The organism is Luteimonas sp. A534, from assembly GCF_054072805.1.
On sequence record NZ_JBSVRR010000005.1, the window covers coordinates 98,744 to 120,779 of the forward strand.

Sequence of the window (22,036 nt, forward strand, 5' to 3'; positions counted from 1 at the left end):
CCCGATGGCTGACAATCCCACGTCCTTCGCAGCGGCCACGGCCGCGGAGAACGATCGACCATGTCGCTGCTTGAACGCCTCAAATCCGCCGCCGCCGACGACTGGAACGCCTACGTCGACCACGCCTTCGTGCGCGGCCTTGGTGACGGCAGCCTGCCCCAGGCCGCGTTCCGGAACTACCTGGTGCAGGACTACCTGTTCCTGATCCAGTTCGCGCGCGCCCACGCGCTGGCCGCGTACAAGAGCCGCACCATGGCCGACATGCGCACCGCCAGGGGCGGGCTGGCGGCGATCATCGACGAAATGGGCCTGCACCTGCGCGTGTGCGAGCGCTGGGGCCTGGGCGCTGCCGACGTCGAGGCCACCGAGGAGCAGCAGGCGACCGTGGCCTACACCCGCTTCGTGCTGGACGTGGGCATGTCCGGCGACCTGCTGGACCTGCAGGTGGCGCTGATTCCCTGCACACTGGGGTATGCCGAGATCGGCCGCCGCCTGGCGCCCCGCGGCATCGACGCCATTCCCGCCGACCACCCCTATCGCGACTGGATTGCCGAGTACTCCGGCGATGCCTTCCAGCAGGCCGGCGCCGCCGCGCACGCATGGCTGGACGACCTGGGCCGCCGCTACGCCAGCGAGAACCGCTTCAGCGAACTCGTCGGCATCTTTGCCAAGGCGGCGCGCCTGGAAGCGGACTTCTGGCAGCAAGGGCTGGACGCGGCGCAGGACTGAGCCGCGCGGCGCAGCCACGTGCCCCTTGCGCGGCGCCCCGGGACGGAGAAAAATTCCGCTTCGCCCCAACCCGGCCACCCGCCGATGCCGCACCCCTGCCTGAGCTGCGGCGCCTGCTGCGCCCACTACCGCGTGAGCTTCCACTGGTCCGAAGCAGAGCCCGCGCTTGGAGGCACGGTGCCGCCGGAGCTGACCGTGCCGCTGCGCACCCACGAGCGCGCCATGCGCGGCACCGAGGGCGGCGGCGTGCCGCGCTGCGTGGCACTGGATGCCGACATCGGTCGCTATTCCCGCTGCAGCATCCATCCCGTGCGCCCGCAGGCCTGCCGCGACGTCCCCGCGTCATTGGAATTCGGCGAACCGAGCCGGCAGTGCGACAACGCCCGCATCGCCTACGGCCTGCCACCGCTGACCGCGGCCGACTGGGTCTGGCGCGAAGCCGCGGCGAACGACCGCGATGGCAACCCCGACGACAACGATGCGCCGAACGACGGCGGCACGCCCACGCCGCCTGCCCTGCCTCCCCCGATCGCGGCCTGAACCCGCGGATGCCGTCGGAGCGGCTATAACCCGCGGGCGTTGTGGGAGCGGCTATAGCCGCGATCGGTCGCCCACGGCCTTGTCAGGGGTCGCGGGCAATCAGAGTGGATTGCGCTCCAGGAAGTCGCGGATCGCCGGCACCAGCACCTCGTGCTTGTCTTCCAGCACGTAATGCCCTGCATCGTCGAACGCCATCACTTCGGCGCCCGGAAGTTCGGCCTGGAAGCGCTCCAGGAAGTGGCGGTCGAACACGAAATCCTTCAGCCCCCAGCCGATGAACACCGGCACGCCCGCGTACTCGTGCAGGCGCCGGCCCGCCGCGTCGAGCATCGGCCAGGCACGGTCCTTGGGCGACAGCGGGATGTCCTGCATGAAGCGGATAGTGGAGATGCGGTTCTTCCAGCTGTCGTAGGGCGCCACGTAGGCGCGGCGCACCTCGGCCGGCATCCGCCGCTCCACGCCCAGCCGGGACGCGCCGGCCGAGAACGCATTGAAGCCGCGGATCACGATCTCGCCCACGTTGTAGTCGCGGCCCAGCGCGATCTGCCATGGCATGGCCTTCGCTTCGGGCATCGGGAACGCCGCGGTGTTGAGGATCACCAGCCGCTTCACCTGCGCCTGGTGCGACAACGCCCAGCCGAAACCGATCATCCCGCCCCAGTCGTGCACCGCCAGCGTCACCGGGCCATCGATGCCGAGATGGTCGAGCAGGGTCGCCAGGTCCTCGACCCTCGACTGCAGCGTGTAGTCATACCGCGGCACGGCATTACGGCCGTCGTCAGGCTTGTCCGACAGGCCCATGCCGACATGGTCAGGCACGATGCAGCGGTAGCCCTTGCCGGAAGCGGTGTCGGACAGCCCCGCGACCAGCGTGCGCCAGTAATAGCTCCATGACGGATTGCCGTGGACCATGACCACGACTTCGCCGTCGCGCGGACCTTCATCGAGGTAACTCAGCTCGATACCCGGGCGAACCTGGAGGCGGTGGCGGGTGGCGGGATAACCGGGAAATTCCATCCGCTGATTGTATCCCGCGGCCCCGCGCCCCCCCCCGGTTGGCGAACTGATTCATTACCCTTGTGGTCCCGGAACTGCCATATCCATGTAGACCACCAACCTGCTGTGGGAGATCAACGGCACCGAGGGCGAGGCGACGGAACTCACCGAACTCATGCCGCCCGCCGAGGCCTATGCAGGCTGGCCGGACAATCCGGTGGCGCGCAACGTGGCGCATGTATGCGCTGGTGGCGATCGAGCGCTCGCAGGCCTGCTTGGCATGGCCGACATGGCGGCCGCGTCCGAGGACGAGGACATCGTCTACGGCCCGCGACTCGAAGGCTTCGACTATCCGCACCCCGTTCGCACGCACGCGTTCGAGTCGCAGCGCCAGCAGGACGAAATGATCTATCTGGATGAGGGCAACCGGTGGTGTACGAAACGGCCCCTGCTGCGTGTTCCGACCACGTTTATGAATTGGGGAAGCCGCAATTCCCACTGACTGCCACATCTTCACACTCCATGCACGCACTCCAACGTCAGCTGAAGACGGGTCATGGACCCGGCAAAAAGGCCGCTATATTCCGATACCCAGACGAAGGAGAACGACATGTTCCTGAACAAGCAACATCTGGTGATGGCGCGTACGCTCGGCGTGGCGATCGTCGCTACCGTGGGCCTTTCCGCCTGCGCCACGTATGACGACGAGTTTGCCGGGATCAACTCGCGCCTCGATCAACTCGACACGAGGGTGCAGGGCGCGGCCCAGAGCGCCGAATCCGCCAATCAGTCCGCGACGCAGGCCAACCAACGACTGGATCAAATGGAAAGCCGCGTCCAGCAGCTCGAAGCGGCGCCGCGCCGCGTGCCGCGCGGTTAGTCGCTCCTGCACGAATCGCGACGAACGGCCTGAGCCGGGACCCGGTGGTCTTTACTGGCCACCGGTCTCCTGGCTTTACCCAGTCTTCGTTCCAAGGAACCGTTTATCCGTACGTACACACACCCCGCGATCCGGTCCGTTCATGCAGCGCTGGCACTGGCGTTGGCGTTCGCGAGCTTCGGCGTGGCCAGCGCCGAGGATGCCGCCGCGCAACCGGTCGCCACTGTCGACCAGCTTCCGCGAGGCCAGGATGTGTCCGCCACGGTAATCGAGCTGGCGGGCTGGGTTGTCGCCGCCAATGACAACCAGGGCTATCCGTTCGCGATCATCGACAAGGCCGCCGCACAGGTCCTGGTGTTCGGCGGCGACGGCCGACTTCGCGGCGCCGCACCTGGGCTCTTTGGCTCCGCGGTCGGCGATCACACGGCCCCCGGCATCGCCGGCCTCGCGCTTCGCGAGATTCCTGGCCGCGATCGCACCACGCCCGCGGGCCGCTTCGTGGGCGGTTACGGTCCGTCGATCGACGCCGGGCGCGTGCTGTGGGTGGACTACGATTCCGCAGTCTCCATCCACCCGACCGCGACAGGCGTCCCGGCCGAGAAACGCGCCGAACGCCTTGCATCGCCTACGCCGGACGACAACCGCGTCACCCACGGCTGCATCAATGTCTCGCCCGAGTTCTACGAGGGGATCATCCGCCCTACGTTCGAGCGGGGCGGTGTGTTTTACGTCTTGCCGGATGCGGCGCCGATAGCGGAAACCTTCCCGGAGTTCGCGCAAAGTCGCGTCACGGCACACCCCTGACCCACGCCACCAGCGGATTCCCCGGCTCCATCAGCAGTTTCACCGTCAGTGCCAGCGACATCACCACCAGCAGCGGCCGGATCACCCGCGCGCCCGCCTTGCCAAGCGCCAGGTGCGCACCCAGCTGGCCGCCGGCAATGCTCGCCACCGCCATCACCAGCCCCACCACCCACAACACCTGGCCGCCGATGACCAGGGTGGCCAGCGCAGCGACGTTGCTCGCGAGATTCAGCAACTTGGTGTGCGCGGTGGCCGAGACCAGCCCCATGCCGAACAGCGCCACCAGCACGGTCGCCATGAACGAGCCGGTGCCGGGCCCGAAGAAGCCGTCGTAGAAGCCGATCGCGAACATGATCGTGACCAGGGCGGCGTCGCCCAGGCGGGCGTGGCGCTCGGCTTCGCTGGCTTTGGGCCCGAGCAGGAAGTAGGCCGCCATCGCCACCAGCAGCACGGGCACCAGGCCGGCGAGGAAGGACGGATCCACCAGCTGGATCGCGATCGCGCCGCCCACCGAGCCGGCGAACGCCCCCACCGCCGGCCACAGGAAGCGCCGGAAGTCGATCCGTCCCTGGCGCGCGAACGCGAGCACGGCGCCGGCGGTGCCGAAGCTGGACTGCAGCTTGTTCGTCGCGATCGCCTGCACAGGCGGAATGCCGGCGGCCATCAGTGCCGGGATGGTGATCAGGCCGCCGCCGCCCGCGAGCGCGTCGATGGTGCCGGCGACGAAGGCCGCCAGCGCCAGCAGGGCCAGGACTTCAAGCCCGAATTCCATGGACATCCTCCATCACCCGGCCGCGGCCGCGGCATCGCCCGGGATTGCCGGGATCCACATACGACGAGGGCCGGACAAGCCGGCCCCCGAGCGCCTGTATCAGCCGGCGCTTACCACTCCACCTCGGCCATCGAGCAGTTCAGGCCCGAGCCGATGCCCAGCAGCGCCACGCGGTCGCCCTTCTTCAGGCGGCCCATCTCGCGCAGCTTGCTGAGCACGATCGGCACCGAAGCCGGGCCGATGTTGCCGTGCTCGCCGAAGATGGTCATGACCTTCTTCGGGTCGATGCCCATGGCCTTGGTGAAGGCCGCGGTGTGCACCTTGCTGACCTGGTGGATCACGAACTCGTCGAGTTCGGCGGCCACCCAGCCCAGTTTGTGCTTGGCGACCTCGAAGGTCTTGGTCGCCAGCTTGATGCCTTCGATCAGCAGCGTGCGGGTATCGGTGACCATGCCGTCGAGGTTGCCGCGGCAGAGCTTGTTCCACTCGGTGGCCGCGCGGGTCACGCCGCCCTTGTAGCGCGGGGCGCCGGGGGCGAGTTCGGCGCGGGCCAGCACCATGGCGGCGGCACCGGAGCCGAGCGTGAGCGTGGCGAGCTCGTTGCGGAAGTCCTCGTCGGTGACGTCGGCGCGCGTGAGGCGCTCGATCGTCTTCTCGTAGGCGAGGTCGGCGGTTTCGCCGTCCACCACGAGTGCGTACTCGATCTCGCCGCGCTCGATCATGCGGCTGGCGATGTCCATGCCGTTGATGAAGGCCAGGCAGGCGTTGGCGACGTCGAAGTTCTGGCAGGTGTCGGGCAGCCCGAGGTTGCCGCTGACGATGCTGGCCGTGGACGGCTCGAGGTAGTCGCGGCTGACCGAAGTGTTGACCAGCAGGCCCACGCGCGCGGGGTCGATGCCGGCGTCGGCCAGCGCCTTCACGCCGGCAAGCGTCGCGGCGTCGGAGGCCAGCATGTCGCCATCCCACAGGCGCCGGGCGTGGATGCCGGCGATGTCCTTCAGGACGTCGGTCTTGATGCCGAGGCGGTCGAGCGTCGGCTTGAGGCGGGCGTTGATCTCGTCGGAAGACAGTCGACGCGGGGCGTCGATGTGCGCGAGACCCGCAATGGCTACGTGCTGGAACAACATGGGCTGGCCGCCGTGGGGAACAGGAACAAAGATTTCCTAGGGTACCGGCTTCCGGCCCCACGCGCACTTGCGGCCACCCGGCCCCGTTCAGCGCTCGGCGCTCAACCGCCGCAGCGCCAGACCGCCCAGCGCTGTGCGCCGCGCACGGGATCGGATAGCGGGTTGATGGTGTCGGCACCCAGCCCGGGGGCCTCGTTGCGGGCCAGGGTTTCCAGCTCCTCGCGCACCCGCAGGGCATTGCGGTCGATGAATGCGATGCTGTGTTTCACCGCGACCTCGACCTCGCCGCGCTTCTCGCAGCCCGCCGGCGGCGAGGCGGCGATGCGCACCGAAGAAGCGCCCGGCGCCATATGCACCCAGGTGCACGCGGATAGTGCGGCCAGGAGGGGGAAAAGCAGCAGTTGGCGCATGGAATGACTCCGTGTCGGAACCGGTGGATTGTGCCCCGCCGGCTGTGGGAGCGGCTATAACCGCGATTGTCGGAATACCGCGATCGCGGCTATAGCCGCTCCCACAGAGGCAGGCCCGTCGCTCCTGCAGGAGCGCTGGTGGAAGCCGGCCCGGCGGGAGCCGGCTCCAGAGAAAGACGGCTTCAGCGCGCGACGGGGTTTCCGTCGGCGTCGAGCACCGTCACTTCACCGAGTTCCAGCGCGCGCACCGGGGCCTCGATCTGCGACAGGTCGCCCACCACCACCCAGGTCAGGGTGCCGGCATCGATGGTCTTCGCGGCCTCCGCCACCTGCGCAGGGGTCATCGCTTCGATCTCGGCCTTGCGGCGCACGACATAGTCGTCGGGACGGCCGTACATGACGTTGCCGGCGATGGTCGAGGCCACCGACGACGCAGTCTCGTACGCGCCCGGCAGGCTCAGGGTGTTGATGGCGCGGATGCGCTCGACCTCTTCCACCGTCGGCGGCATGTCGCCGCTGGCGTAGCCGGCGATCTCGCGCTGCATCTCGGCCATGGCCTCGGCGGTCTTGTCGATCTGCACCGGCGCGGAGGCCAGCCACGGACGCTGGCCAAGGGCCCCGGAGGCACCGCTGCGGGCGCCGTAGGACCAGTGCTTGTCCTCGCGCAGGTTCATGTTCAGGCGCGCGGTGAAGTCGCCGCCGATCACGCCGTTGGCGATGTCGAAGCGCACCGCGCCATCGTCCATGGTCGAAGGCACCACCTGGCCGGCATAGATGTTGGCCTGCACCGCGCCGGGCTGGTCGATCAGGAACACCCGCGCCGCCGACGGGCGGGCGACGGCCGGAATCTCGGCGGCCGCGGCACGCGCCTCGCCGCTGCCCGACCAGTCGCCCAGGTGCTTCTCGAGCACGGGCACGATCTCGGCCAGGGTGGTGTCGCCGACCACGATCAGGGTCGCGCCCTCGGGCTGCAGCTGGGTGCGGTGGAAGGCCACCAGGTCGTCGCGGTCGAGCGAAGCGATCGAGGCCTCGGTGCCGCTGCCGGTGAACGGCATCGCATACGGATGGCCTTCGCCATAGAGCAGGGGCGGCAGCACGCGCAGCGCCGCGGTCTGCGGGCTCGCCTTTTCCTGGGCGATGTTGGCGATCCAGGTGGCGCGCACGCGCTCGATCTCGGCCGCGGTGAAGTCGGGCCTGCGCAGCATGTCGGCGAACAGCGCCACCGACGCATCAAGGTTGCCCTTCAGCGCCGACAACCAGGCGGTGCCGGCGTCCAGCCCGGAGCTCGCGCCGAGCTGCGCACCGAGCGCCTCGGCGCGATCGGCGAATTCCAGCGCGGGCAGGCCGGCGGCGCCTTCGTCGAGCATGGCCATGGCGAAACTCGCCGTGCCCATCTTCTTGCCGGCGTCGGCGGTGTAGCCGGCGCCCGGGAACTGGTAGCGCATCTGCACCACCGGCACGCCGGTACGGCGCGCGAGCACCACCGTGCTGCCGTTGCCGAGCGTGGCGCGCTCGACCTCGGGGAACTTCAGCTCCGGGAATTCCTCGGGCATCGGCACGCCCAGGCTGCGATCGACCGTGGCCGGCTGCACGCTGTAGCGGCTGTCCACCTCCGGAAGATCCCAGGGCTGCGGGGTGCCGGCCGGCGCCTCGACCAGCGCGGTGCGCTCGCCGGGCAGGATCACCAGGGTGTGGTCGCCCTGCGCCAGCCACTCGCGGCCGGCCGCCTGCACCTGCTCGCCGGTGCTGGTCTCGATGATTTGCAGCGACTCGCGGAAGCAACCCGGGTCATCGGCATAGACCGCGCACTCGGCCAGCGCGTCGGCCTTGCCGCCGAAGCCGCCGATGCGCTCGATGCCGCGGACGAAGCCGGCGCGGAACACGGTGCGCGCGCGCTCCAGCTCATCGGCGGTCGGGCCTTCGGCCAGCAGGCGTTCGATCTCCTCGTCGATCACCGCTTCCACTTTCGCCGGGTCCACGCCCTGCTTGACGTTGGCCATGACGATGAAGTTCGAGCCCAGCTGCTTGGCATAGGTGCCGGCGCTGATGCTGTCGACCAGCTGGTCGCGGTGGAGCAGGCGCGCATCCAGGCGCGAGGAGCGGCTGCCGCCGAGCACCTGGCCCAGCAGCTGCAGGCGATCGAGATCGGCGTCGCCCACCTCGGCCACGTTCCAGACCCGGTAGATGCGGGCCTGCGGGACCTTGTCGTGCATCGTTTCGCGCGTGGACTGCGTGCGCCGCGCGATGTCCACCGCGGGCTGCGCCATGTCCGGGCCGGCCGGGATGTGGCCGAAGTACTTCGCGACCTTTTCCTTCGCGGTGGCGACGTCGATGTCACCGGCCAGCACCAGCACCGCGTTGTTCGGGCCGTACCAGGCGCGGAACCAGGCGTGCACGTCCTCGAGCGCGGCGGCATCAAGGTCGTTCATCGAGCCGATGACGGTGTGGTTGTAGGGGTGGCCGGCCGGGTACAGGGCCTGCATCAGCTTGGTCCAGGCCTGGCCGTAGGGCTGGTTCTCGCCCTGGCGCTTTTCGTTCTGGACCACACCGCGCTGCTCGTCGAGCGCCGCCTGGTCGACCGCGCCCAGCAGGTGGCCCATGCGGTCGGACTCCATCCACAGCGCGGTATCGAGCGCGGTGGTGGGCACGTTCTGGAAGTAGTTGGTGCGGTCGGTGTTGGTGGTGCCGTTCTGGTTGGTCACGCCGATCTGCGTGTAGGGCGCGAAGTACTCGCCCTGGTGGTTCTCCGAGGACTGGAACATCAAGTGCTCGAACAGGTGGGCGAAGCCGCTGCGCCCCGAGGGTTCGTCCTTGCTGCCGACGTGGTACCAGATGTTCACCGCCACGATCGGCGCCTTGCGGTCGGTGTGCACCACCACGCGCAGGCCGTTGGGCAGGGTGAACTGCTCATAGGGGATGTCGACGCCGGCCTTGGCCGCGACCGGCGGCGATTCCGCCCAGGCCAGGGGCGCGGCCGTTCCGAGGGCGGCGGCGAGCGCGATGGCGAGCAGGGTGCCGCGGCGCGGCGAGGTCTTGAGCGTCGGCATGGGATCTTCCTTGTCGGGTCAGCCCCCATGGTAAGCCGCCTTCCGGCGCGGGTGACCGGGTCATAGGTCCCGATGGCCTCGGCGTCGCGACCCCGGCTGGTGCATGCTCGCGACATGGATACTCGATCGCGCACGTCCCTGGTCACCGGCGCCAACCGCGGCCTGGGCCTGGAATTCATCCAACGCCTGCTGGCCCGCGGCGACCATGCCATCGCCGCCTGCCGGGAGCCGGGGCGGGCTTCGGCGCTCAATGCGCTGGCCGGCGAGCATCCCGGGCGCCTGCACGTGCTGCCGCTGGACGTCGCCGACGCGCGCTCCCGTGCGGCACTCGCCGCCGAACTGCCGCTGGTGCTCGGCGACGGCGGCCGCATCGACCTGCTGGTCAACAATGCCGGCGTGCTGCACTCCGGCGAGCGCTTCGGAAGGCTTGGCGAGGCCAACCTGGAGCACAGCTTCCGGGTCAACGCCGCGGGGCCACTGCTGCTTACCCAGGCCTTGGCCCCGCTGCTGGCGGACGGCGCCAAAGTGGCCAACCTGTCATCGCAGCTGGGCTCGATCGCCGGCTGCAGGCGCTTCGGCACGCCCAGCTACAACATCAGCAAGGCCGCGCAGAACATGGTCACGGCGCTGCTGGCGCAGGCGCTGGCGGAGCGCGGCATCCTGGTGGTCGCGCTGCATCCGGGCTGGGTGCAGACGGAGATGGGCGGCGAGCAGGCCACGGAGTCGGTGGGCGAATCGGCCGCCGGCCTGCTGGGCGTCATCGATGGATTGGGCGCCGCAGACAGCGGCCACTTCCTCGACTGGCGCGGCGAGGCGATCGCCTGGTAGCCGGCCACGGCGGGTATCCTGCCGCGCCCTGCCACGGCCCCGTGCCACGCGCCGACACCGATGTTCGAGATCATCCTCCACCAGCCCGAGATCCCGCCCAACACCGGCAACGTGATCCGCCTGTGCGCCAACACCGGCGCCCGGCTGCACCTGGTGCGGCCCCTGGGCTTCGACATGGATGACCGGCAGCTCAGGCGCGCGGGCCTGGACTACCACGAGTACGCGCGGGTGGCGGTGCACGACAGCCTTGAAGCGGCCCTGGCGGCCATCGCGCCGCCGCGGCTGTTCGCACTCAGTTCGCGTGGGCAGGTGCGCTACGACGCCCCTCGGTATGCCGCCGGTGATGCGTTCCTGTTCGGCTGCGAGACCCGCGGGCTGCCTGACACGGTGCTCGAAGCCGTTCCTGACGCACACCGCCTGCTGCTGCCGATGCGCCCCGGCAACCGCAGCCTCAACCTCTCGAACGCGGTGGCGGTGGTGTCGTACGAGGCGTGGCGGCAATCGGAGTTCGCGGGCGCCGGCTGAGAGGTTCATCTGCAAGCGTACCGCGCCGACGCGCGCGTGGACGCGCACGCCGGGCGGTCGATGACTTCCGTTGGAATCTCCCCTTGATGCCAATCTAAAGCGCTTGCCGAAGCCCTCAAGCAAATGATTCGCCCCTGACCAAGCCCTTCCCTGATGGCCGTTGACGAGACCAGCGTCACATCTGAACGGACGTCGAACCTCCGATGCCGCTCGCGCCAGACAGGCAGGAAACGTCATGCTCGAACGAGTCTGCATCTACGCCATACGCGACGTAGTGAACCGTTGAAAGCATCACAACTTTCGGCTCTTCGCCACTTGCGGATAAACCACCAACGCCTGCTGGAGCCGATCGGAATCAGCCCACCGACTGAAGCCGAGGCAGCCTGCTATCAGCAGACCCGTGAGCTCGTCTCCGCGAAAGCCGGGCCGGTGGCGTGGCGCAGATGACACACAGCATCCCGGAAAGTTCCTGCACTCTCGGGTTCATTATTCAGGTGAGGTTGCCTTCGCTTGGCCAGAATGCGTCTCACCGGCCACGGGCGGTATCCGATTTCCCCGATCGGTTCTCTCCCTCCCCTGCCCCCGTGGCCGGTCCTCTCCCTAAAGCAAAAACGAAATAGAGGACTCCCCCCGATGAAGCGTTCCCTGATCGCCATTGCACTGGCGGCATCGCTGCCGTTCGCCGCGAACGCGGCCGAAGGCATCTCCTACAACTACCTCGAGGCCGGCTACCTGGCGTCCAACGGCGACATCGACGCCGACGGCTATGCCGCCAACGGTTCGTTCGCCTTCCACGACAATTTCCACGTCTTCGGCGGCTTCAACAGCCAGGAGATCGACAACACCCGCATCGACGTCGACCAGTACCGCATCGGCCTCGGCTACAACCTCGGCATCTCGCAGCGCACCGACCTGCTGGCCCGCGTCGCGTACCAGAAGCTCGACGCCGGCCGCGTGCTTGGCAACGACCTCGAATTCGACGGCTGGAGCACCGAAGTCGGCGCGCGCAGCCTGCTCGCCAACAACTTCGACGGCTACGCGCTGGTCGGTTACGAGGACTACGACGGCGGCATCGACGGCGACTTCTATGGCCGCCTGGGCGCCAACGTCCGCTTCAGCCCGAACTGGGGCATCAACGGCGACGTCAAGTTCAACGGCGACGTGACCGAATGGTTCGTCGGCCCGCGCTTCACCTGGTAAATCCCGTGGCACCCGTGTGACTTCGCGGCGCGACTCTCTCCCCGCTCCGCGATGCATGACCCCGGCCGCAAGGTCGGGGTCTTTTTTTGCGCGCTCCGCCGATTACAGGAAGCTGTAAACCAGGTTGATCGTGGTCAGGGTGTCGGTCTTCTTCGTCCCCGTACCGACATCGGTGTTGTGCCGCAGCTGCAGCCCGGCCTTCAGCGCGAAGGCCTCGTTCATCGCCACCGCCACGCCCAGGTCGTTCTGCGCGAAGGTGTTGTCGCTGCCGGCTTCGATCAGCAATTTGTTGCCGAGCACGGTGTTCTCGGTGAGCCGGTGCGAGAAGTCGACCAGGCTGCGCACGATGGCCCGGGTCTCCACCGAGCCCGTTTCGGCGTCGCGCGCGCGCCGGTAGCCGGGGCCGACCTCGGCCAGCAGGCGGGTGCGTTCGGCATCGATGATCCTGCGGCCATAGCTGATCGCCAGCGTGGCCTGGTAATCGAAAGGAGCGAAGTCGTCGTTCTCGTAGCGGCCGCTGCCGATGAGGTAGTTGTGATCGTCGAACTTGTAGCCGCTGGCCGCGCCGAGTTCGTAGCGGTTGGCGCTGAGGTCGTAGCGCGTTTCTTCGGTGCCGTCGCCGTCGAAGTCGCCGGTGGCCTCGCCCTTGGCGCGCATGGCGGCGGCGTACCAGTCGTGCTTCCAGCTGTCGGTCTCGCGGCCGAAGGCAAGCCTGGCATTGAGGTTCTCGGAGCGCGCGTTGCCGCGCGACAGCGCGAAGCCCAGCTCGCCGGTGCCGGACCAGCCTTCGGGCGGCGCGGCACTGGCATCGTCCTGCGCCGAAGCCGGCAGGGGCACGGCGACCAGGGCCAGGACCAGGACAGGTACGAAACGGATGGCGCGATGATGCATGGGTGCAGTGATCCCTTGGTCTTGCGGTTTGTTTTCGTGCGCCGCCGGGCGGCGGCGGCTCAGCCGATCAGCTTGCCGGCGTACTCCGCCTTCTGCTCGCGCGCGAGCAGCCGGGCCAGGCCCTCGGCGGGGGTGATGTCGCCATGCAGGACTGCACGGACATTCACCGAAATCGGCAGCTCGACGCCGTGGGCCTCGGCCTGGCGCATGACTTCGTCGGCGGTCTGCACCGACTCCACCACCTGGCCGATCTCGCGCACCGCGTCGTCCAGGCTTTGGCCGCGGCCAAGGGCCAGGCCCAGGCGCCGGTTGCGCGACAGGTCGCCGGTGCAGGTCAGCACCAGGTCGCCGAGGCCGGCCAGGCCCATGAGGGTCTCGGAGCGGCCGCCGATGGCGAGGTTCAGGCGCAGCATCTCGTTGAGCCCGCGGGTGATGAGGCCGGCACGGGCGTTGAGTCCGAGGTTCATGCCGTCGGCCACGCCGGTGGCCACCGCCAGCACGTTTTTCATCGCGCCGCCCAGCTCGGCGCCGCGCATGTCGTTGCCGGTATAGGCGCGGAACGCGGGGCCGTGGAGGATATCGGCCACGGACTGGGCGAAGGCTTCGTTGTCACCGTGGACGGTGACCGCGGTCGGCTGCCCGGCCGCTACTTCCTTGGCGAACGATGGGCCGGTGACCACGGCCAGCGGCACGTCGGTACCCAGCATCTCGCCGGCGACTTCGTGCAGGAACCGGCCCGAGCCGGGTTCGAAGCCCTTGGTCGCCCAGGCCACGCCGGCATGCGCCGGACGCAGCGGCGCCAGCGTGCGGATCGTGTCGGCGAATGCATGCGACGGCACCGCCACCAACACGAGGTCCGCGCCGGCCAGCGTCGTGGCGAGGTCGGTGCCCGCACGCAGCCCGCGCGGCAGGGCGATGCCCGGCAGGTAGCGCGGATTGCCCTCGCCGGCGTTGATGGCTTCGGCCACGTCCGCGTCCCGGCCCCAGAGCCGGGTCGGGTGGTCGTGGCGCGCGATCAGCGCGGCGAGCGCAGTGCCCCAGGAGCCCGCGCCGAGCACCGCGACCGCCGGCTTGGCCGGCGATGCGATGGAAGGCTGCTCAACCACCTCAGGCGTTGCCGCCGGTCCCGCTGGTGGCCAGGTCGGTCGCACCGGCAGCCTGCTGCCCGGCCGCGCGCTGGCGCAGGCCCTCGGCGTACAGCGCGTCGAAGTTGATCGGCTGCAGCACGAACGGAGCGAAGCCGCCGGCCTGGATCAGGCTGGCAACGACCTGGCGCGCGTACGGGTACAGGATGGCCGGGCAGTGCGTGCCGAGCATCGCGTCAAGCGATTGCTCGTCGAAGCCCGCCATGTTGAACAGGCCGGCCTGCTGCATCTCGACCAGGTACAGGGTGTCCTCGCCCACCTTGCAGGTGAGGTTGATCCCGAGCACGACCTCGAACGCCACTTCGGAGATCCGCGTGACGCGCTGGTTGAGGTTCATCTGCAGCTGCGGCTGGCCCGTCTCGGCAAACGCCTGCGGCGACTTCGGGGACTCGAACGAGACGTCCTTGACGTAGATCTTCTCGACGGTGAACTGCGGCCCGGCAGGCTGCTCGGGGGCGGCACCGGCGGCACCGTTGGCGTTCGTGGCTTCTTGGTCGGACATCGGGTGTAGCTCCAGCGGAGTTCAGGTAAGAGGAGGATTATCGCATGCCGGGCACGGCTACTTTCCGCGTCCCTTGGCCAGCGGCAGGCTCTCGCCCTGCCAAGCGGCGATGCCGCCTTCGAGCACGTAGACCCGCTCGAAACCGGCTTTGCGCAGGCGCTTGGCGGCGTCGACGGCGGTCGTGCCCATCTTGCACACCGCGACCACGGGCAGCGTCTTGGCGCCGGCCAGGGACTTGGCTTCGGGGTCGAACTGGGCCATCTGCACGTTCTTCGAACCGGGGATGTGCCCCTTCTCGAATTCGGCCGACGGGCGCAGGTCCACCACCAGCGCGTTCTCGCGGTTGACCAGCGCGGTCAGCTCGGCCGGACGCAGGCCCTTGAAGCCGCGGAACACGCGCATGACCTCGGTGTAGACGATCGCCACGGTGATGCCGGCCAGTGCCAGCGCCAGCATGGGGTTGCGGCCAAGGAAGGCCGACAGTTCTTCGAAATTCACGTTGCGTGGCCTTGCGTCGGCGGGCAGCGATTGTCGCCCAGTGCAGGCGGCGGCGCAAAGCCGGGCCTGCGGCGGCAGGCCTTACTCGCCGCGCCAGAAGTCGGGCAGGCCGCCGGTGATCCACCAGGTGCGCGCCTGCTCGTCGTAGCGCCAGGACTCGCGGTAGCGCAGGCCGCGCTCGGCCATGGTGTGACGGTTGATGACGCCGATGTCGATGTCGCGCACCACGATGTCGCCGGTCGCCTGCTGGGCGCCCATCTCGCGGTAGTGGGAGACCTGGATCTGGTTGAAGCGCTCGAACTCGACCTCGGTCAGCGGATGCTCCTCGCGGTAGTCGGGGTCGACCAGGTTCCAGGCGCCTTCGAAGTCGCCCCAGCGGATCGCCGCCGACCAGGCGTACTGCGCGCGGTTCAGGGATTCGCCCTTGCCGGTGCTGGCGCAGCCGGGCAGCAGCAGCGCGCAGGCCAGCAGCACGAGGATGGCGAAGGCGGTGCGGTGGCGCGTCAGTCGCATGGCAGGGTCCCCGTGGCGTCGGCGGCCATGCTAACCCCTGGCGATGGCGGCGTAACCCGCGCGCAGGGTGGTGGCGATGCCGCCATCGGGCAGCGGCACGGTGGCGGCGATGCGCACCCGCGCGCGTCCGCGGCTGCGCAGCGCGTCGTCGAACGGCGCCCAGCCGCTGCCGTCGGCCAGCGCGGCGGTGGCCTGCAGGTCGCTGAAAAGCGGCGCCAGGTAGCGGATCTCGCTGTCGGCCACGAACACGTCGGCGTCGATGCCGAGCTGGTGGCAGCGCAGGGTGACCAGGCCCCAGCCGGCCAGGGTCATCAGCGACACCAGGCTGCCGCCGAAGGCACAGGCCTTGTCGTTGACGTTCAAGGCCAGCGGCGCGCGCAGGGTGAGCGTGTCGCCCACGCGCGCGGCGATGGCGATGTCCATGGCCGCCACCGGCGGCATCGAGCGGTAGTGCGCATCCAGTGTGCGGAGTTCGTCGTCCAGTTGCATCGAGCGCATTCGGTGTCGTGTCCGTGGGTCGTGGGGCCGCCGCCTTGCGGGCGTCGCCGCGAGGCACCAAGCTGATGCGATGCCTGCGCACGCCACCCCCGGGCGACTGTCCGGATGCTACGTCATCTCACTGCGACCGGTCGGTGGCCACGGCACCGTGCGCCGCGCCGCCGCGGCGCTGGGCGCGCGCACCCTGGCCCTGTCCCCGTGGCGCATTGCGCAGCTTGATGACCCCAACGTACGCGGCACGCTGCAGCGGACGTTGGCGTCGCCGCGGGTGGTGTTCACCAGTCCGGCCGCGGTGGCCGCGGCGGCCACGCTGCAGCCGCTGCGTCCACGCCCCGACCAGGCCTGGGCGGCCGTGGGCGCCGGCACCGCCCTGGCGCTGCGCCGTGCGGGCGCAGGCCACGTCGGATCCCCGGAACGGATGGACAGCGAAGGCCTGCTGGCCCTGCCCTCACTGCGCGATGTCCAGGGCCTGGACGTGGGCCTGGTGACCGCGCCGGGCGGCCGCGGGGTGATCGCCGCGACGCTGGCCCGCCGCGGCGCGCGCGTGCTGCGGGCCAACGTCTACGAACGCGTGCCGATCGCACCGTCGCCACGCGCGGTCGCCACGCTGCGCGCACTGGATGCGCCGGCCTGGCTGCTGCTGAGCAGCGGCGAGGCGCTGGAGCACGTACTGGCCACCCTGCCTGGCGACGCCCTCGCGCGCCTGCAGGAAGCCGCCGTGGTGGCTGCCAGCGAACGCCTGGCCGGGCTTGCCCGCGAGCGCGGCCTGCGTGTGGCCGCCGTCGCTGCCAGCGCGCGCGCCGCGGCGATGCTGGCCCAGTGCTCCGGGGCAGCGCCGAAGCCCTAACATGGGCGCCCCCATCCGCGCATTCCGCCGCACCCTGTGAACGCCACCGAGTCTCCCCAGCCCGCCACGCAGCCCGCGCCGCGACGTCGCACCTCTGCCCTGGCCTGGCTGTTGCTGCTGGTCCTGCTGCCGGTCGCCGGCACCCTGGCCTGGCGTGCCTGGCAGGCCGAGACCGGAGCGCGGCGCGCCGCCGACGCGCAGGAGGCCGTCCGCGTGGATGCGCTCGAGCAGCGCCTGGCCCAGTTCCGCGAAGGCCAGCAGGCGCAGGCCAAACGCATGCAGCAGGCCGAAGCCACCAACCGCCTGCTTCGCGATGAACTGCTGGCCATCGGCCAGCGCGCCGCCCTGTTGGAAGAGAGCGTGCAGCGCCTGGCCGATCCGGCGCTGGACGCCGCGCGCGCCCTGCGCCTGGACGAGATCGAACTGCTGCTCGCCCAGGGCCAGCAGCGCCTGTTGCTTGCCGGCGACCTCGAAGGCGCGCGCCGGGCCTACGCCCTGGCGGCGCGCCTGCTCGACGCGCTGACCGACCCCGCGGACATCGACCTGCGCCAGGTACTGGCCCAGGAACGCGCGGTGCTCGACGCGCTTGGCGCGGACCCGCGGGTGGCCGCCGTCGCCCGCATCAACGCCTTCGAGGCCGATATCGGGGCCTTGCCGGCGGGCCTTCCGACCACGGATCCCGCCTCGGACGCGGCAGCGCCCTGGTGGCAGCGCCTGGCCGGGCGCATCGTCGCCGTCCGCCGCAGTGATGATCGTCTGGCGGTGGACTCCGGCGAACAGGCCGCCGGACTCGCCGCGCTGCGCCTGGAGCTGGCGCTGGCACGCACCGCCGCCGAGCGCCGCGACGGCAGCGGGCATGCCGCAGCACTGGCGCGGGCGGCGACCTGGCTGCCGCGGCTGTGGCCGGATTCCCCCGCGCGCGACGCGCACCGGCGCGAGCTGGATGCCATCGCCGCGATGCCGCTCGAGCTCGCGCTGCCCGAGCTTGGCACCACGCTGGACCAGCTGCGGCTTCGCCGCGATCGTCCCGCGGCGGCGCCTGTCCCCGCGCTGGCTGGCTGAACGCAGGCTCGCGGTCCGGTGGCCATGAACACAGCCACGACATCCCCGTCGCTACGGTGGTCCGAGTATCTGGAGGTCTGCCATGAACCTGTTCCGCAACCTGCTTGTCTGGATCCTGCTGGCCATCATCGGCGCGCTCGCCTGGAACCTGCTCGCCCAGGATCCCGGCTACGTGCTCGTGCGCTACCGCGGCTGGGACTACACCACCAACCTGCTGTGGGTGTCGGTGGCCGTGGTTGTCGCGCTGTTCGCACTGTGGCTGCTGTGGTCGCTGGTGGCGGTGCCGCTGCGCGCCTTCCGCCGCCGCCGCGAGCGCCAGTCGCGCGAACGCCTGGGCACGGGGCTCGAAGCCCTGCACCAGGGCCATTACGCGCGCGCTGAAAAGCTGCTGCCGCAGGCGTCCGACGAGAGCGACGCCGCGGTTGCCCGGCTGGCCGCGGCCCGCGCCGCGCTGGCCCGCGGTGACCATGCCGCCGCGCGCAGCCACCTGGATGCGATCGACGCACGCCACGCCCTGACCCGCGCCATCGGGCGCGCCGAGCTGGCCCTGGCCGAGGGCCGCCCGACCGATGCCCTTGTGGCGTTGGACGATCCCGATGCGCAGCCGCTGTCGCCCCGAGGCCTGGCCCTGCGCGCCGACGCATTGGCGTCGTCCCGCCAGGCCGCCGAGGCCTATTCGCTGCTGGGTGCGCTGCGCCAGCAGCAGGCCTGGCCGGACGCGGCGCTGGCCGATCGCGAGCGCGTGTGGGCGGCGCAGGCGCTGGACGAGGCCACCGACGCCAATGCGCTGGCCGAGCGTTGGGAAGTCCTGCCCAAGCCCCTGCGCAGCGAGCCCGCCGTGGTCGCGGCCTATTCCGAACGCGCCGCCGCGCTGCGCTGGGAGGACGCCGCGACGTCGAGCATCGAACACGCGCTGGACACGCGCTGGGACGAAGACCTCGCCCTGCGCTACGGCCGACTGCCGGTGGAGCGCATCGAGCACCGCGTAGCCGCGGCGCAGCGCTGGCTGCAGCAGCACCCGGGCAGCCCGGCCCTGCTGCTGACCCTCGCCCGATTGGCGCGCGCGCGCGGCCAGTGGCCGCAGGCCGAGGACCATCTGCACCGCGCGATCGCGCAGGGTGCCGGCGCCGAGGCCTGGGAAGAGCTGGGTGACGGCCATGCCATGGCCGGTGACGACGCCCGCGCCCGCGCCGCCTACGCCAACGCACTGCGCGCGCAGCGTGGTGAAGCGGTCACGCCGTTCGCGGACCGCGACCTGCGCCAGGGCATCCACGACGCCGCCGCCATCGAGGACCGCGACGAACACGGCATGCCGCGCCTGCGCGAGTGAGCCCGCTCAGCGCTCCAGGATCGCGACCACGCCCATGCCGCCGGCGGTGCAGATCGAGACCAGCGCGCGGCCGCCGCCGCGTTCCTGCAGCTGGCGCGCGGCGGTCGCAACCACGCGCGCGCCGGTGGCGGCGAAGGGATGGCCGGTGGCGAGCGACGAGCCCACGGGATTGATCTTCACCGGGTCGATGCGGCCCATCGGCGCGTCGAGTCCGAGCCGGTTGCGGCAATAGTCCTCGCTCTCCCAGGCGCGCAGCGTGCACAGCACCTGGGCGGCGAAGGCCTCGTGGATCTCGTAGATGTCGAAGTCCTGCAGCGTCAGATTGTTGCGCGCGAGCATCTCGGCCACGGCCACGGTCGGCGCCATCAGCAGGCCCTCGCCGTGGACGAAGTCGACCGCCGACACGTGCGCGTCGCGGACGTGGCACAGCACCTCGTGCCCGTGCTGCGCCGCCCACTCGTCGGTGGACAGCAGGCAGGCGGCGGCGCCGTCGGTGAGCGGCGTGGAGTTGCCGGCGGTCAACGTGCCGCGGCCCGACGTGCGGTCGAAGGCCGGCTTCAGCGTGGCCAGCTTTTCCAGCGTGCTGTCGGCGCGCAGGATGTTGTCGCGCGACACGCCCCGGAAGGCCACGATCAGGTCATCGAAGAAGCCGCGCTCATAGGCCGCGGCCAGCTTGTGGTGCGACGCCACCGCGAGCTCGTCCTGCGAGTCGCGCGCGATGTTCCACTCCTTGGCCATGTCCTCGCAGTGCTCGCCCATCGACTTGCCGGTGCGGGGTTCGGCCACGCCCGGGAAGTCAGGCTTCAGTTCGCCCAGGCGGAAGCCTTTGAACTGCGCCAGCTTGTCCTTCGTGGTCTTGGCCGCATTGGCCGCGAGCAGCCGGCGCCGCAGCGCGCGACCGTAGACGATCGGCACGTCGGAGGTGGTGTCGCTGCCGCCGCCGATGCCGCTGTCGATCTGGCCGGTGGCGATCTTGTTGCCGATGGTGATGATCGAATCAAGCGACGTGCCGCAAGCGCGCTGCAGGGTGATGCCGGGGGTCAGCGGTGACAGCCCCGAGGACAGCGCCGCCTCGCGGCCGAGGTTCCAGTCGCTGGAGTGCTTGATCACCGCGCCCATCGCGACCTCGCCCAGGCGCTGGCCGTGGAGGCCGAACTTCTCCACCAGCGCGCCCAGGGTGCGCACCGACATGCCGAGGTTTCCGACGTCGGAATACGCCGTGTTCTGGCGGCAGAAGGGAATGCGGACGCCGCCGAGGACGGCGACGGGGCGACCATGCAGCATCTGGGACCTCGCGGGCGACCCACCGACCATGGCGGGCATAATGGAGCGAGTTTAGCGCCGCCCATGCGCAGGGCCAATGAACAAGACCGCATCCATTCCCCCCCGTAGCCCGCGAGTGCTCGGCGCGCTCGCGCTGGAGCTGGCACCGGGCACCCGCGCCGCGCGCGACGCGGTCCCGCAGGCCGACGGCGGCGCACTGGCCGCGCTGGTTGCCGCCGACCTCGCGAAGTTCGCCCCAGATGCCACCGGCCTCGACCTGACCCTGGTCGCGGCGCACTTCGACCCGGTCGAACTGCTGCGCCCCGGCTGGCCCCTGCATCAGGAACTGTGGCAGCTCGCCGCCAAGGCGCCGCGCGCGCCGGGCGGCGGCGCACGCGTGCTCGCGTTCGGCAGCCACGAAGGACAGCTCCCGGGCGCGCTGTCGCCGGCGCCGGAGTACTCCGGCGGCCCCCTGCGGCTGCTGCCCTTCGTCCTCGACGGCGACGCCGCCGCGCTCGCCCGCGTGTCCGCGCGCTGCGAGGCCGACCTGATGGAAGAAGGCATGGCCGGTGCCGGCACCGCGCTGGCCGCACAGGAGGCCTTCGGCATGCAGGTCGAGCACGCGCGCTACCTCACCGTGCACGACCTCTGTGCGCTCACCGCGATGCAGTACGAGCACGCCGGACTGGCGCCGCTGTGGCCGGTGCTGGAAACCGCGCTGCTGTCGCCCACGCGCGAGGCCTGGCTGGACGCGCCGCCGGAACCGCTGCTGCGCTATGCCGCGGGCGAGGTGCGGATGGCCTTGTTCACGCATGCCGGCTGGCTTGCCCGCCATGCCCCGGACGCCGCAGGCGCCGACGATGAGGCGCGCGCCCGGCTTGAGCGCCTGTACGCCCACTTCGAAGCCCGCCAGCGCCAGCTGTCCAGCCTGCTGCGCGCCCATGGCCTGGCAGTGGAGTTCATCCACTGCCGCGGCGACGCGCGGGCGGAGCTCGAGGCCCCGCCCGCGCGCTGAGTCACATCGACTGCGTGATCACGCCGCAGGCCAGGCGCGCACCGGCGTTGCCGGTCGGCTGGGTGGCGTAGTCGTCCGGATCGGCGTGCACGATCACCCCGCGGCCGAGCACGTCCGACGGCGCGCCGTCGGCAAGCGTGGCGCCGTCCAGGCGGGTGTCGATGATCGCCACGCCGGTATCGTCGGCCACGATGTTGTCGGTGTCGCCGACGTGGTGTTCGTCGGAACCGATGCGGCCGTGGGCCGCGCCCGCGGGATTGAAGTGGCCGCCGGCACTGGTGGCGTCGGGCGCGCTGCAGTCGCCGGTCTCGTGCACGTGGAAGCCGTGCTCGCTGTTGGGTGGCAGGCCGTTGACCTGGCCGGTGATCGCGACGCCGCCGTCCACGGCGGCGAACGCGATCTCGCCGGTGACCGAATTGCCCTCGGTCGCCGACAGGATGGCCACCGTGTGCGCTGGCGGCGTGGTGGTCATGTCGGGCGCGGTGTCCGCGGGCATGGCCGTCGGTCCGGCGGGAGGCGTTGCCGCCGCGTCGGGTGCATCCTGCGGCGGGTTGCAGGCCGCGAGGCCGAGTGCGAGCGAAGCCGCAAGCAGGGTCGTCTGGATCGTGCGCATG

General features: G+C 70.4%; 25 protein-coding genes. 12 read left to right on the plus strand and 13 right to left on the minus strand.

Going from position 1 to position 22,036, the window contains the following annotated elements:
- Positions 1-60 precede the first annotated feature (60 nt).
- Both ACW5F0_RS12275 and ACW5F0_RS12280 read left to right on the plus strand, forming a co-directional pair.
- Entirely contained in the window at positions 61-729 is a 669-nt protein-coding gene (locus ACW5F0_RS12275) for a TenA family protein (protein WP_456999827.1), read from the plus strand.
- Positions 730-813: 84 nt separating this feature from the next.
- A complete protein-coding gene (locus ACW5F0_RS12280) occupies positions 814-1,269 on the plus strand; it encodes a YkgJ family cysteine cluster protein (RefSeq protein ID WP_456966111.1) in 456 nt (151 codons plus the stop codon).
- Positions 1,270-1,368: 99 nt separating this feature from the next.
- On the opposite strand, the gene ACW5F0_RS12285 is transcribed toward ACW5F0_RS12280, so the two are convergent.
- Entirely contained in the window at positions 1,369-2,286 is a 918-nt protein-coding gene (locus tag ACW5F0_RS12285; RefSeq protein ID WP_456966110.1) for an alpha/beta fold hydrolase, read from the minus strand.
- Between the two features lie 154 nt (positions 2,287-2,440).
- Here ACW5F0_RS12285 and ACW5F0_RS12290 point away from each other — a divergent pair, with 154 nt between their 5' ends.
- The 3 genes from ACW5F0_RS12290 (at position 2,441) to ACW5F0_RS12300 (ending at position 3,949) form a co-directional block, all read left to right on the plus strand.
- The gene (locus ACW5F0_RS12290; protein ID WP_456966211.1) at positions 2,441-2,767 is read left to right on the plus strand and encodes a hypothetical protein; all 327 of its coding nucleotides are present in this window, start codon (positions 2,441-2,443) and stop codon (positions 2,765-2,767) included.
- Positions 2,768-2,875: 108 nt separating this feature from the next.
- Positions 2,876-3,145, plus strand: coding sequence for a hypothetical protein (locus ACW5F0_RS12295; protein ID WP_456966109.1), 270 nt, complete (start codon positions 2,876-2,878; stop codon positions 3,143-3,145).
- 156 nt (positions 3,146-3,301) lie between these two features.
- Positions 3,302-3,949 (plus strand): hypothetical protein, encoded by a 648-nt coding sequence (locus tag ACW5F0_RS12300; protein WP_456966205.1) that lies wholly within the window; start codon positions 3,302-3,304, stop codon positions 3,947-3,949.
- Here the strand turns inward: ACW5F0_RS12300 and ACW5F0_RS12305 are convergent.
- The 4 genes from ACW5F0_RS12305 to ACW5F0_RS12320 all read right to left on the minus strand — a co-directional run bounded on the left by ACW5F0_RS12305 (position 3,933) and on the right by ACW5F0_RS12320 (position 9,305).
- Complete coding sequence (locus ACW5F0_RS12305) at positions 3,933-4,721, minus strand: TSUP family transporter (protein WP_456966108.1); 789 nt, start codon at positions 4,719-4,721, stop codon at positions 3,933-3,935. The genes ACW5F0_RS12300 and ACW5F0_RS12305 overlap by 17 nt on opposite strands.
- 110 nt (positions 4,722-4,831) lie before the next feature.
- The gene (locus ACW5F0_RS12310) at positions 4,832-5,848 is read right to left on the minus strand and encodes a 3-oxoacyl-ACP synthase III (RefSeq protein WP_456966107.1); all 1,017 of its coding nucleotides are present in this window, start codon (positions 5,846-5,848) and stop codon (positions 4,832-4,834) included.
- A gap of 101 nt (positions 5,849-5,949) precedes the next feature.
- Positions 5,950-6,258, minus strand: a complete 309-nt coding sequence (locus ACW5F0_RS12315) for a DUF4156 domain-containing protein (RefSeq protein WP_456999828.1) — start codon at positions 6,256-6,258, stop codon at positions 5,950-5,952.
- Positions 6,259-6,440: 182 nt separating this feature from the next.
- Positions 6,441-9,305, minus strand: a complete 2,865-nt coding sequence (locus ACW5F0_RS12320; protein ID WP_456999829.1) for a M16 family metallopeptidase — start codon at positions 9,303-9,305, stop codon at positions 6,441-6,443.
- Between the two features lie 114 nt (positions 9,306-9,419).
- Here ACW5F0_RS12320 and ACW5F0_RS12325 point away from each other — a divergent pair, with 114 nt between their 5' ends.
- The 3 genes from ACW5F0_RS12325 to ACW5F0_RS12335 all read left to right on the plus strand — a co-directional run bounded on the left by ACW5F0_RS12325 (position 9,420) and on the right by ACW5F0_RS12335 (position 11,858).
- On the plus strand, positions 9,420-10,133 hold the full coding sequence (locus tag ACW5F0_RS12325) for an SDR family oxidoreductase (RefSeq protein ID WP_456999830.1): 714 nt from the start codon (positions 9,420-9,422) through the stop codon (positions 10,131-10,133).
- Between the two features lie 60 nt (positions 10,134-10,193).
- Entirely contained in the window at positions 10,194-10,658 is a 465-nt protein-coding gene (locus ACW5F0_RS12330; RefSeq protein WP_456966103.1) for a tRNA (cytidine(34)-2'-O)-methyltransferase, read from the plus strand.
- Positions 10,659-11,291: 633 nt separating this feature from the next.
- Positions 11,292-11,858, plus strand: a complete 567-nt coding sequence (locus ACW5F0_RS12335; protein ID WP_456966102.1) for a porin — start codon at positions 11,292-11,294, stop codon at positions 11,856-11,858.
- A 102-nt stretch (positions 11,859-11,960) separates the two neighbouring features.
- Here ACW5F0_RS12335 and ACW5F0_RS12340 read toward each other — a convergent pair whose 3' ends face one another.
- The 6 genes from ACW5F0_RS12340 to ACW5F0_RS12365 form a co-directional block, all read right to left on the minus strand.
- Positions 11,961-12,749, minus strand: a complete 789-nt coding sequence (locus ACW5F0_RS12340; RefSeq protein ID WP_456999831.1) for a DUF481 domain-containing protein — start codon at positions 12,747-12,749, stop codon at positions 11,961-11,963.
- 59 nt (positions 12,750-12,808) lie between these two features.
- On the minus strand, positions 12,809-13,837 hold the full coding sequence (locus tag ACW5F0_RS12345) for an NAD(P)H-dependent glycerol-3-phosphate dehydrogenase (protein ID WP_456999873.1): 1,029 nt from the start codon (positions 13,835-13,837) through the stop codon (positions 12,809-12,811).
- Positions 13,838-13,856: 19 nt separating this feature from the next.
- Entirely contained in the window at positions 13,857-14,396 is a 540-nt protein-coding gene (gene secB, locus ACW5F0_RS12350) for a protein-export chaperone SecB (RefSeq protein WP_456966098.1), read from the minus strand.
- Positions 14,397-14,453: 57 nt separating this feature from the next.
- Positions 14,454-14,894, minus strand: a complete 441-nt coding sequence (locus ACW5F0_RS12355) for a rhodanese-like domain-containing protein (protein ID WP_456999832.1) — start codon at positions 14,892-14,894, stop codon at positions 14,454-14,456.
- Between the two features lie 81 nt (positions 14,895-14,975).
- On the minus strand, positions 14,976-15,407 hold the full coding sequence (locus ACW5F0_RS12360; protein ID WP_456999833.1) for a hypothetical protein: 432 nt from the start codon (positions 15,405-15,407) through the stop codon (positions 14,976-14,978).
- Between the two features lie 30 nt (positions 15,408-15,437).
- On the minus strand, positions 15,438-15,896 hold the full coding sequence (locus ACW5F0_RS12365; protein WP_456999834.1) for a YiiD C-terminal domain-containing protein: 459 nt from the start codon (positions 15,894-15,896) through the stop codon (positions 15,438-15,440).
- A gap of 79 nt (positions 15,897-15,975) precedes the next feature.
- Here ACW5F0_RS12365 and ACW5F0_RS12370 point away from each other — a divergent pair, with 79 nt between their 5' ends.
- The 3 genes from ACW5F0_RS12370 (at position 15,976) to ACW5F0_RS12380 (ending at position 19,144) form a co-directional block, all read left to right on the plus strand.
- On the plus strand, positions 15,976-16,752 hold the full coding sequence (locus ACW5F0_RS12370; protein ID WP_456999835.1) for a uroporphyrinogen-III synthase: 777 nt from the start codon (positions 15,976-15,978) through the stop codon (positions 16,750-16,752).
- Between the two features lie 36 nt (positions 16,753-16,788).
- A complete protein-coding gene (locus tag ACW5F0_RS12375; RefSeq protein WP_456966093.1) occupies positions 16,789-17,814 on the plus strand; it encodes a uroporphyrinogen-III C-methyltransferase in 1,026 nt (341 codons plus the stop codon).
- A gap of 82 nt (positions 17,815-17,896) precedes the next feature.
- Positions 17,897-19,144, plus strand: coding sequence for a heme biosynthesis HemY N-terminal domain-containing protein (locus ACW5F0_RS12380; RefSeq protein WP_456999836.1), 1,248 nt, complete (start codon positions 17,897-17,899; stop codon positions 19,142-19,144).
- A gap of 6 nt (positions 19,145-19,150) precedes the next feature.
- On the opposite strand, the gene ACW5F0_RS12385 is transcribed toward ACW5F0_RS12380, so the two are convergent.
- Positions 19,151-20,428, minus strand: coding sequence for an acetyl-CoA C-acetyltransferase (locus tag ACW5F0_RS12385; RefSeq protein ID WP_456966091.1), 1,278 nt, complete (start codon positions 20,426-20,428; stop codon positions 19,151-19,153).
- Between the two features lie 76 nt (positions 20,429-20,504).
- On the opposite strand from ACW5F0_RS12385, the gene ACW5F0_RS12390 reads away from it, so the two are divergent.
- On the plus strand, positions 20,505-21,422 hold the full coding sequence (locus tag ACW5F0_RS12390) for a hypothetical protein (RefSeq protein ID WP_456999837.1): 918 nt from the start codon (positions 20,505-20,507) through the stop codon (positions 21,420-21,422).
- A gap of 1 nt (position 21,423) precedes the next feature.
- On the opposite strand, the gene ACW5F0_RS12395 is transcribed toward ACW5F0_RS12390, so the two are convergent.
- Positions 21,424-22,035, minus strand: a complete 612-nt coding sequence (locus ACW5F0_RS12395) for a superoxide dismutase family protein (protein WP_456966089.1) — start codon at positions 22,033-22,035, stop codon at positions 21,424-21,426.
- Between the last annotated feature and the right edge of the window lies 1 nt (position 22,036).

What these genes read in the sequence shown, in the direction of transcription:
- ACW5F0_RS12390 (WP_456999837.1), top strand. Translation starts at nt 20,505, where the DNA reads ATGAACAAGACCGCATCCATTCCCCCCCGTAGCCCGCGAGTGCTCGGC.
- ACW5F0_RS12385 (WP_456966091.1), bottom strand. Translation starts at nt 20,428, where the DNA reads ATGCTGCATGGTCGCCCCGTCGCCGTCCTCGGCGGCGTCCGCATTCCC.
- ACW5F0_RS12285 (WP_456966110.1), bottom strand. Translation starts at nt 2,286, where the DNA reads ATGGAATTTCCCGGTTATCCCGCCACCCGCCACCGCCTCCAGGTTCGC.
- ACW5F0_RS12340 (WP_456999831.1), bottom strand. Translation starts at nt 12,749, where the DNA reads ATGCATCATCGCGCCATCCGTTTCGTACCTGTCCTGGTCCTGGCCCTG.
- ACW5F0_RS12305 (WP_456966108.1), bottom strand. Translation starts at nt 4,721, where the DNA reads ATGGAATTCGGGCTTGAAGTCCTGGCCCTGCTGGCGCTGGCGGCCTTC.
- ACW5F0_RS12360 (WP_456999833.1), bottom strand. Translation starts at nt 15,407, where the DNA reads ATGCGACTGACGCGCCACCGCACCGCCTTCGCCATCCTCGTGCTGCTG.
- secB (WP_456966098.1), bottom strand. Translation starts at nt 14,396, where the DNA reads ATGTCCGACCAAGAAGCCACGAACGCCAACGGTGCCGCCGGTGCCGCC.
- ACW5F0_RS12370 (WP_456999835.1), top strand. Translation starts at nt 15,976, where the DNA reads ATGCCTGCGCACGCCACCCCCGGGCGACTGTCCGGATGCTACGTCATC.
- ACW5F0_RS12365 (WP_456999834.1), bottom strand. Translation starts at nt 15,896, where the DNA reads ATGCAACTGGACGACGAACTCCGCACACTGGATGCGCACTACCGCTCG.
- ACW5F0_RS12290 (WP_456966211.1), top strand. Translation starts at nt 2,441, where the DNA reads ATGCCGCCCGCCGAGGCCTATGCAGGCTGGCCGGACAATCCGGTGGCG.
- ACW5F0_RS12310 (WP_456966107.1), bottom strand. Translation starts at nt 5,848, where the DNA reads ATGTTGTTCCAGCACGTAGCCATTGCGGGTCTCGCGCACATCGACGCC.
- ACW5F0_RS12320 (WP_456999829.1), bottom strand. Translation starts at nt 9,305, where the DNA reads ATGCCGACGCTCAAGACCTCGCCGCGCCGCGGCACCCTGCTCGCCATC.
- ACW5F0_RS12395 (WP_456966089.1), bottom strand. Translation starts at nt 22,035, where the DNA reads ATGCGCACGATCCAGACGACCCTGCTTGCGGCTTCGCTCGCACTCGGC.
- ACW5F0_RS12280 (WP_456966111.1), top strand. Translation starts at nt 814, where the DNA reads ATGCCGCACCCCTGCCTGAGCTGCGGCGCCTGCTGCGCCCACTACCGC.
- ACW5F0_RS12335 (WP_456966102.1), top strand. Translation starts at nt 11,292, where the DNA reads ATGAAGCGTTCCCTGATCGCCATTGCACTGGCGGCATCGCTGCCGTTC.
- ACW5F0_RS12325 (WP_456999830.1), top strand. Translation starts at nt 9,420, where the DNA reads ATGGATACTCGATCGCGCACGTCCCTGGTCACCGGCGCCAACCGCGGC.
- ACW5F0_RS12275 (WP_456999827.1), top strand. Translation starts at nt 61, where the DNA reads ATGTCGCTGCTTGAACGCCTCAAATCCGCCGCCGCCGACGACTGGAAC.
- ACW5F0_RS12380 (WP_456999836.1), top strand. Translation starts at nt 17,897, where the DNA reads ATGAACCTGTTCCGCAACCTGCTTGTCTGGATCCTGCTGGCCATCATC.
- ACW5F0_RS12315 (WP_456999828.1), bottom strand. Translation starts at nt 6,258, where the DNA reads ATGCGCCAACTGCTGCTTTTCCCCCTCCTGGCCGCACTATCCGCGTGC.
- ACW5F0_RS12330 (WP_456966103.1), top strand. Translation starts at nt 10,194, where the DNA reads ATGTTCGAGATCATCCTCCACCAGCCCGAGATCCCGCCCAACACCGGC.
- ACW5F0_RS12295 (WP_456966109.1), top strand. Translation starts at nt 2,876, where the DNA reads ATGTTCCTGAACAAGCAACATCTGGTGATGGCGCGTACGCTCGGCGTG.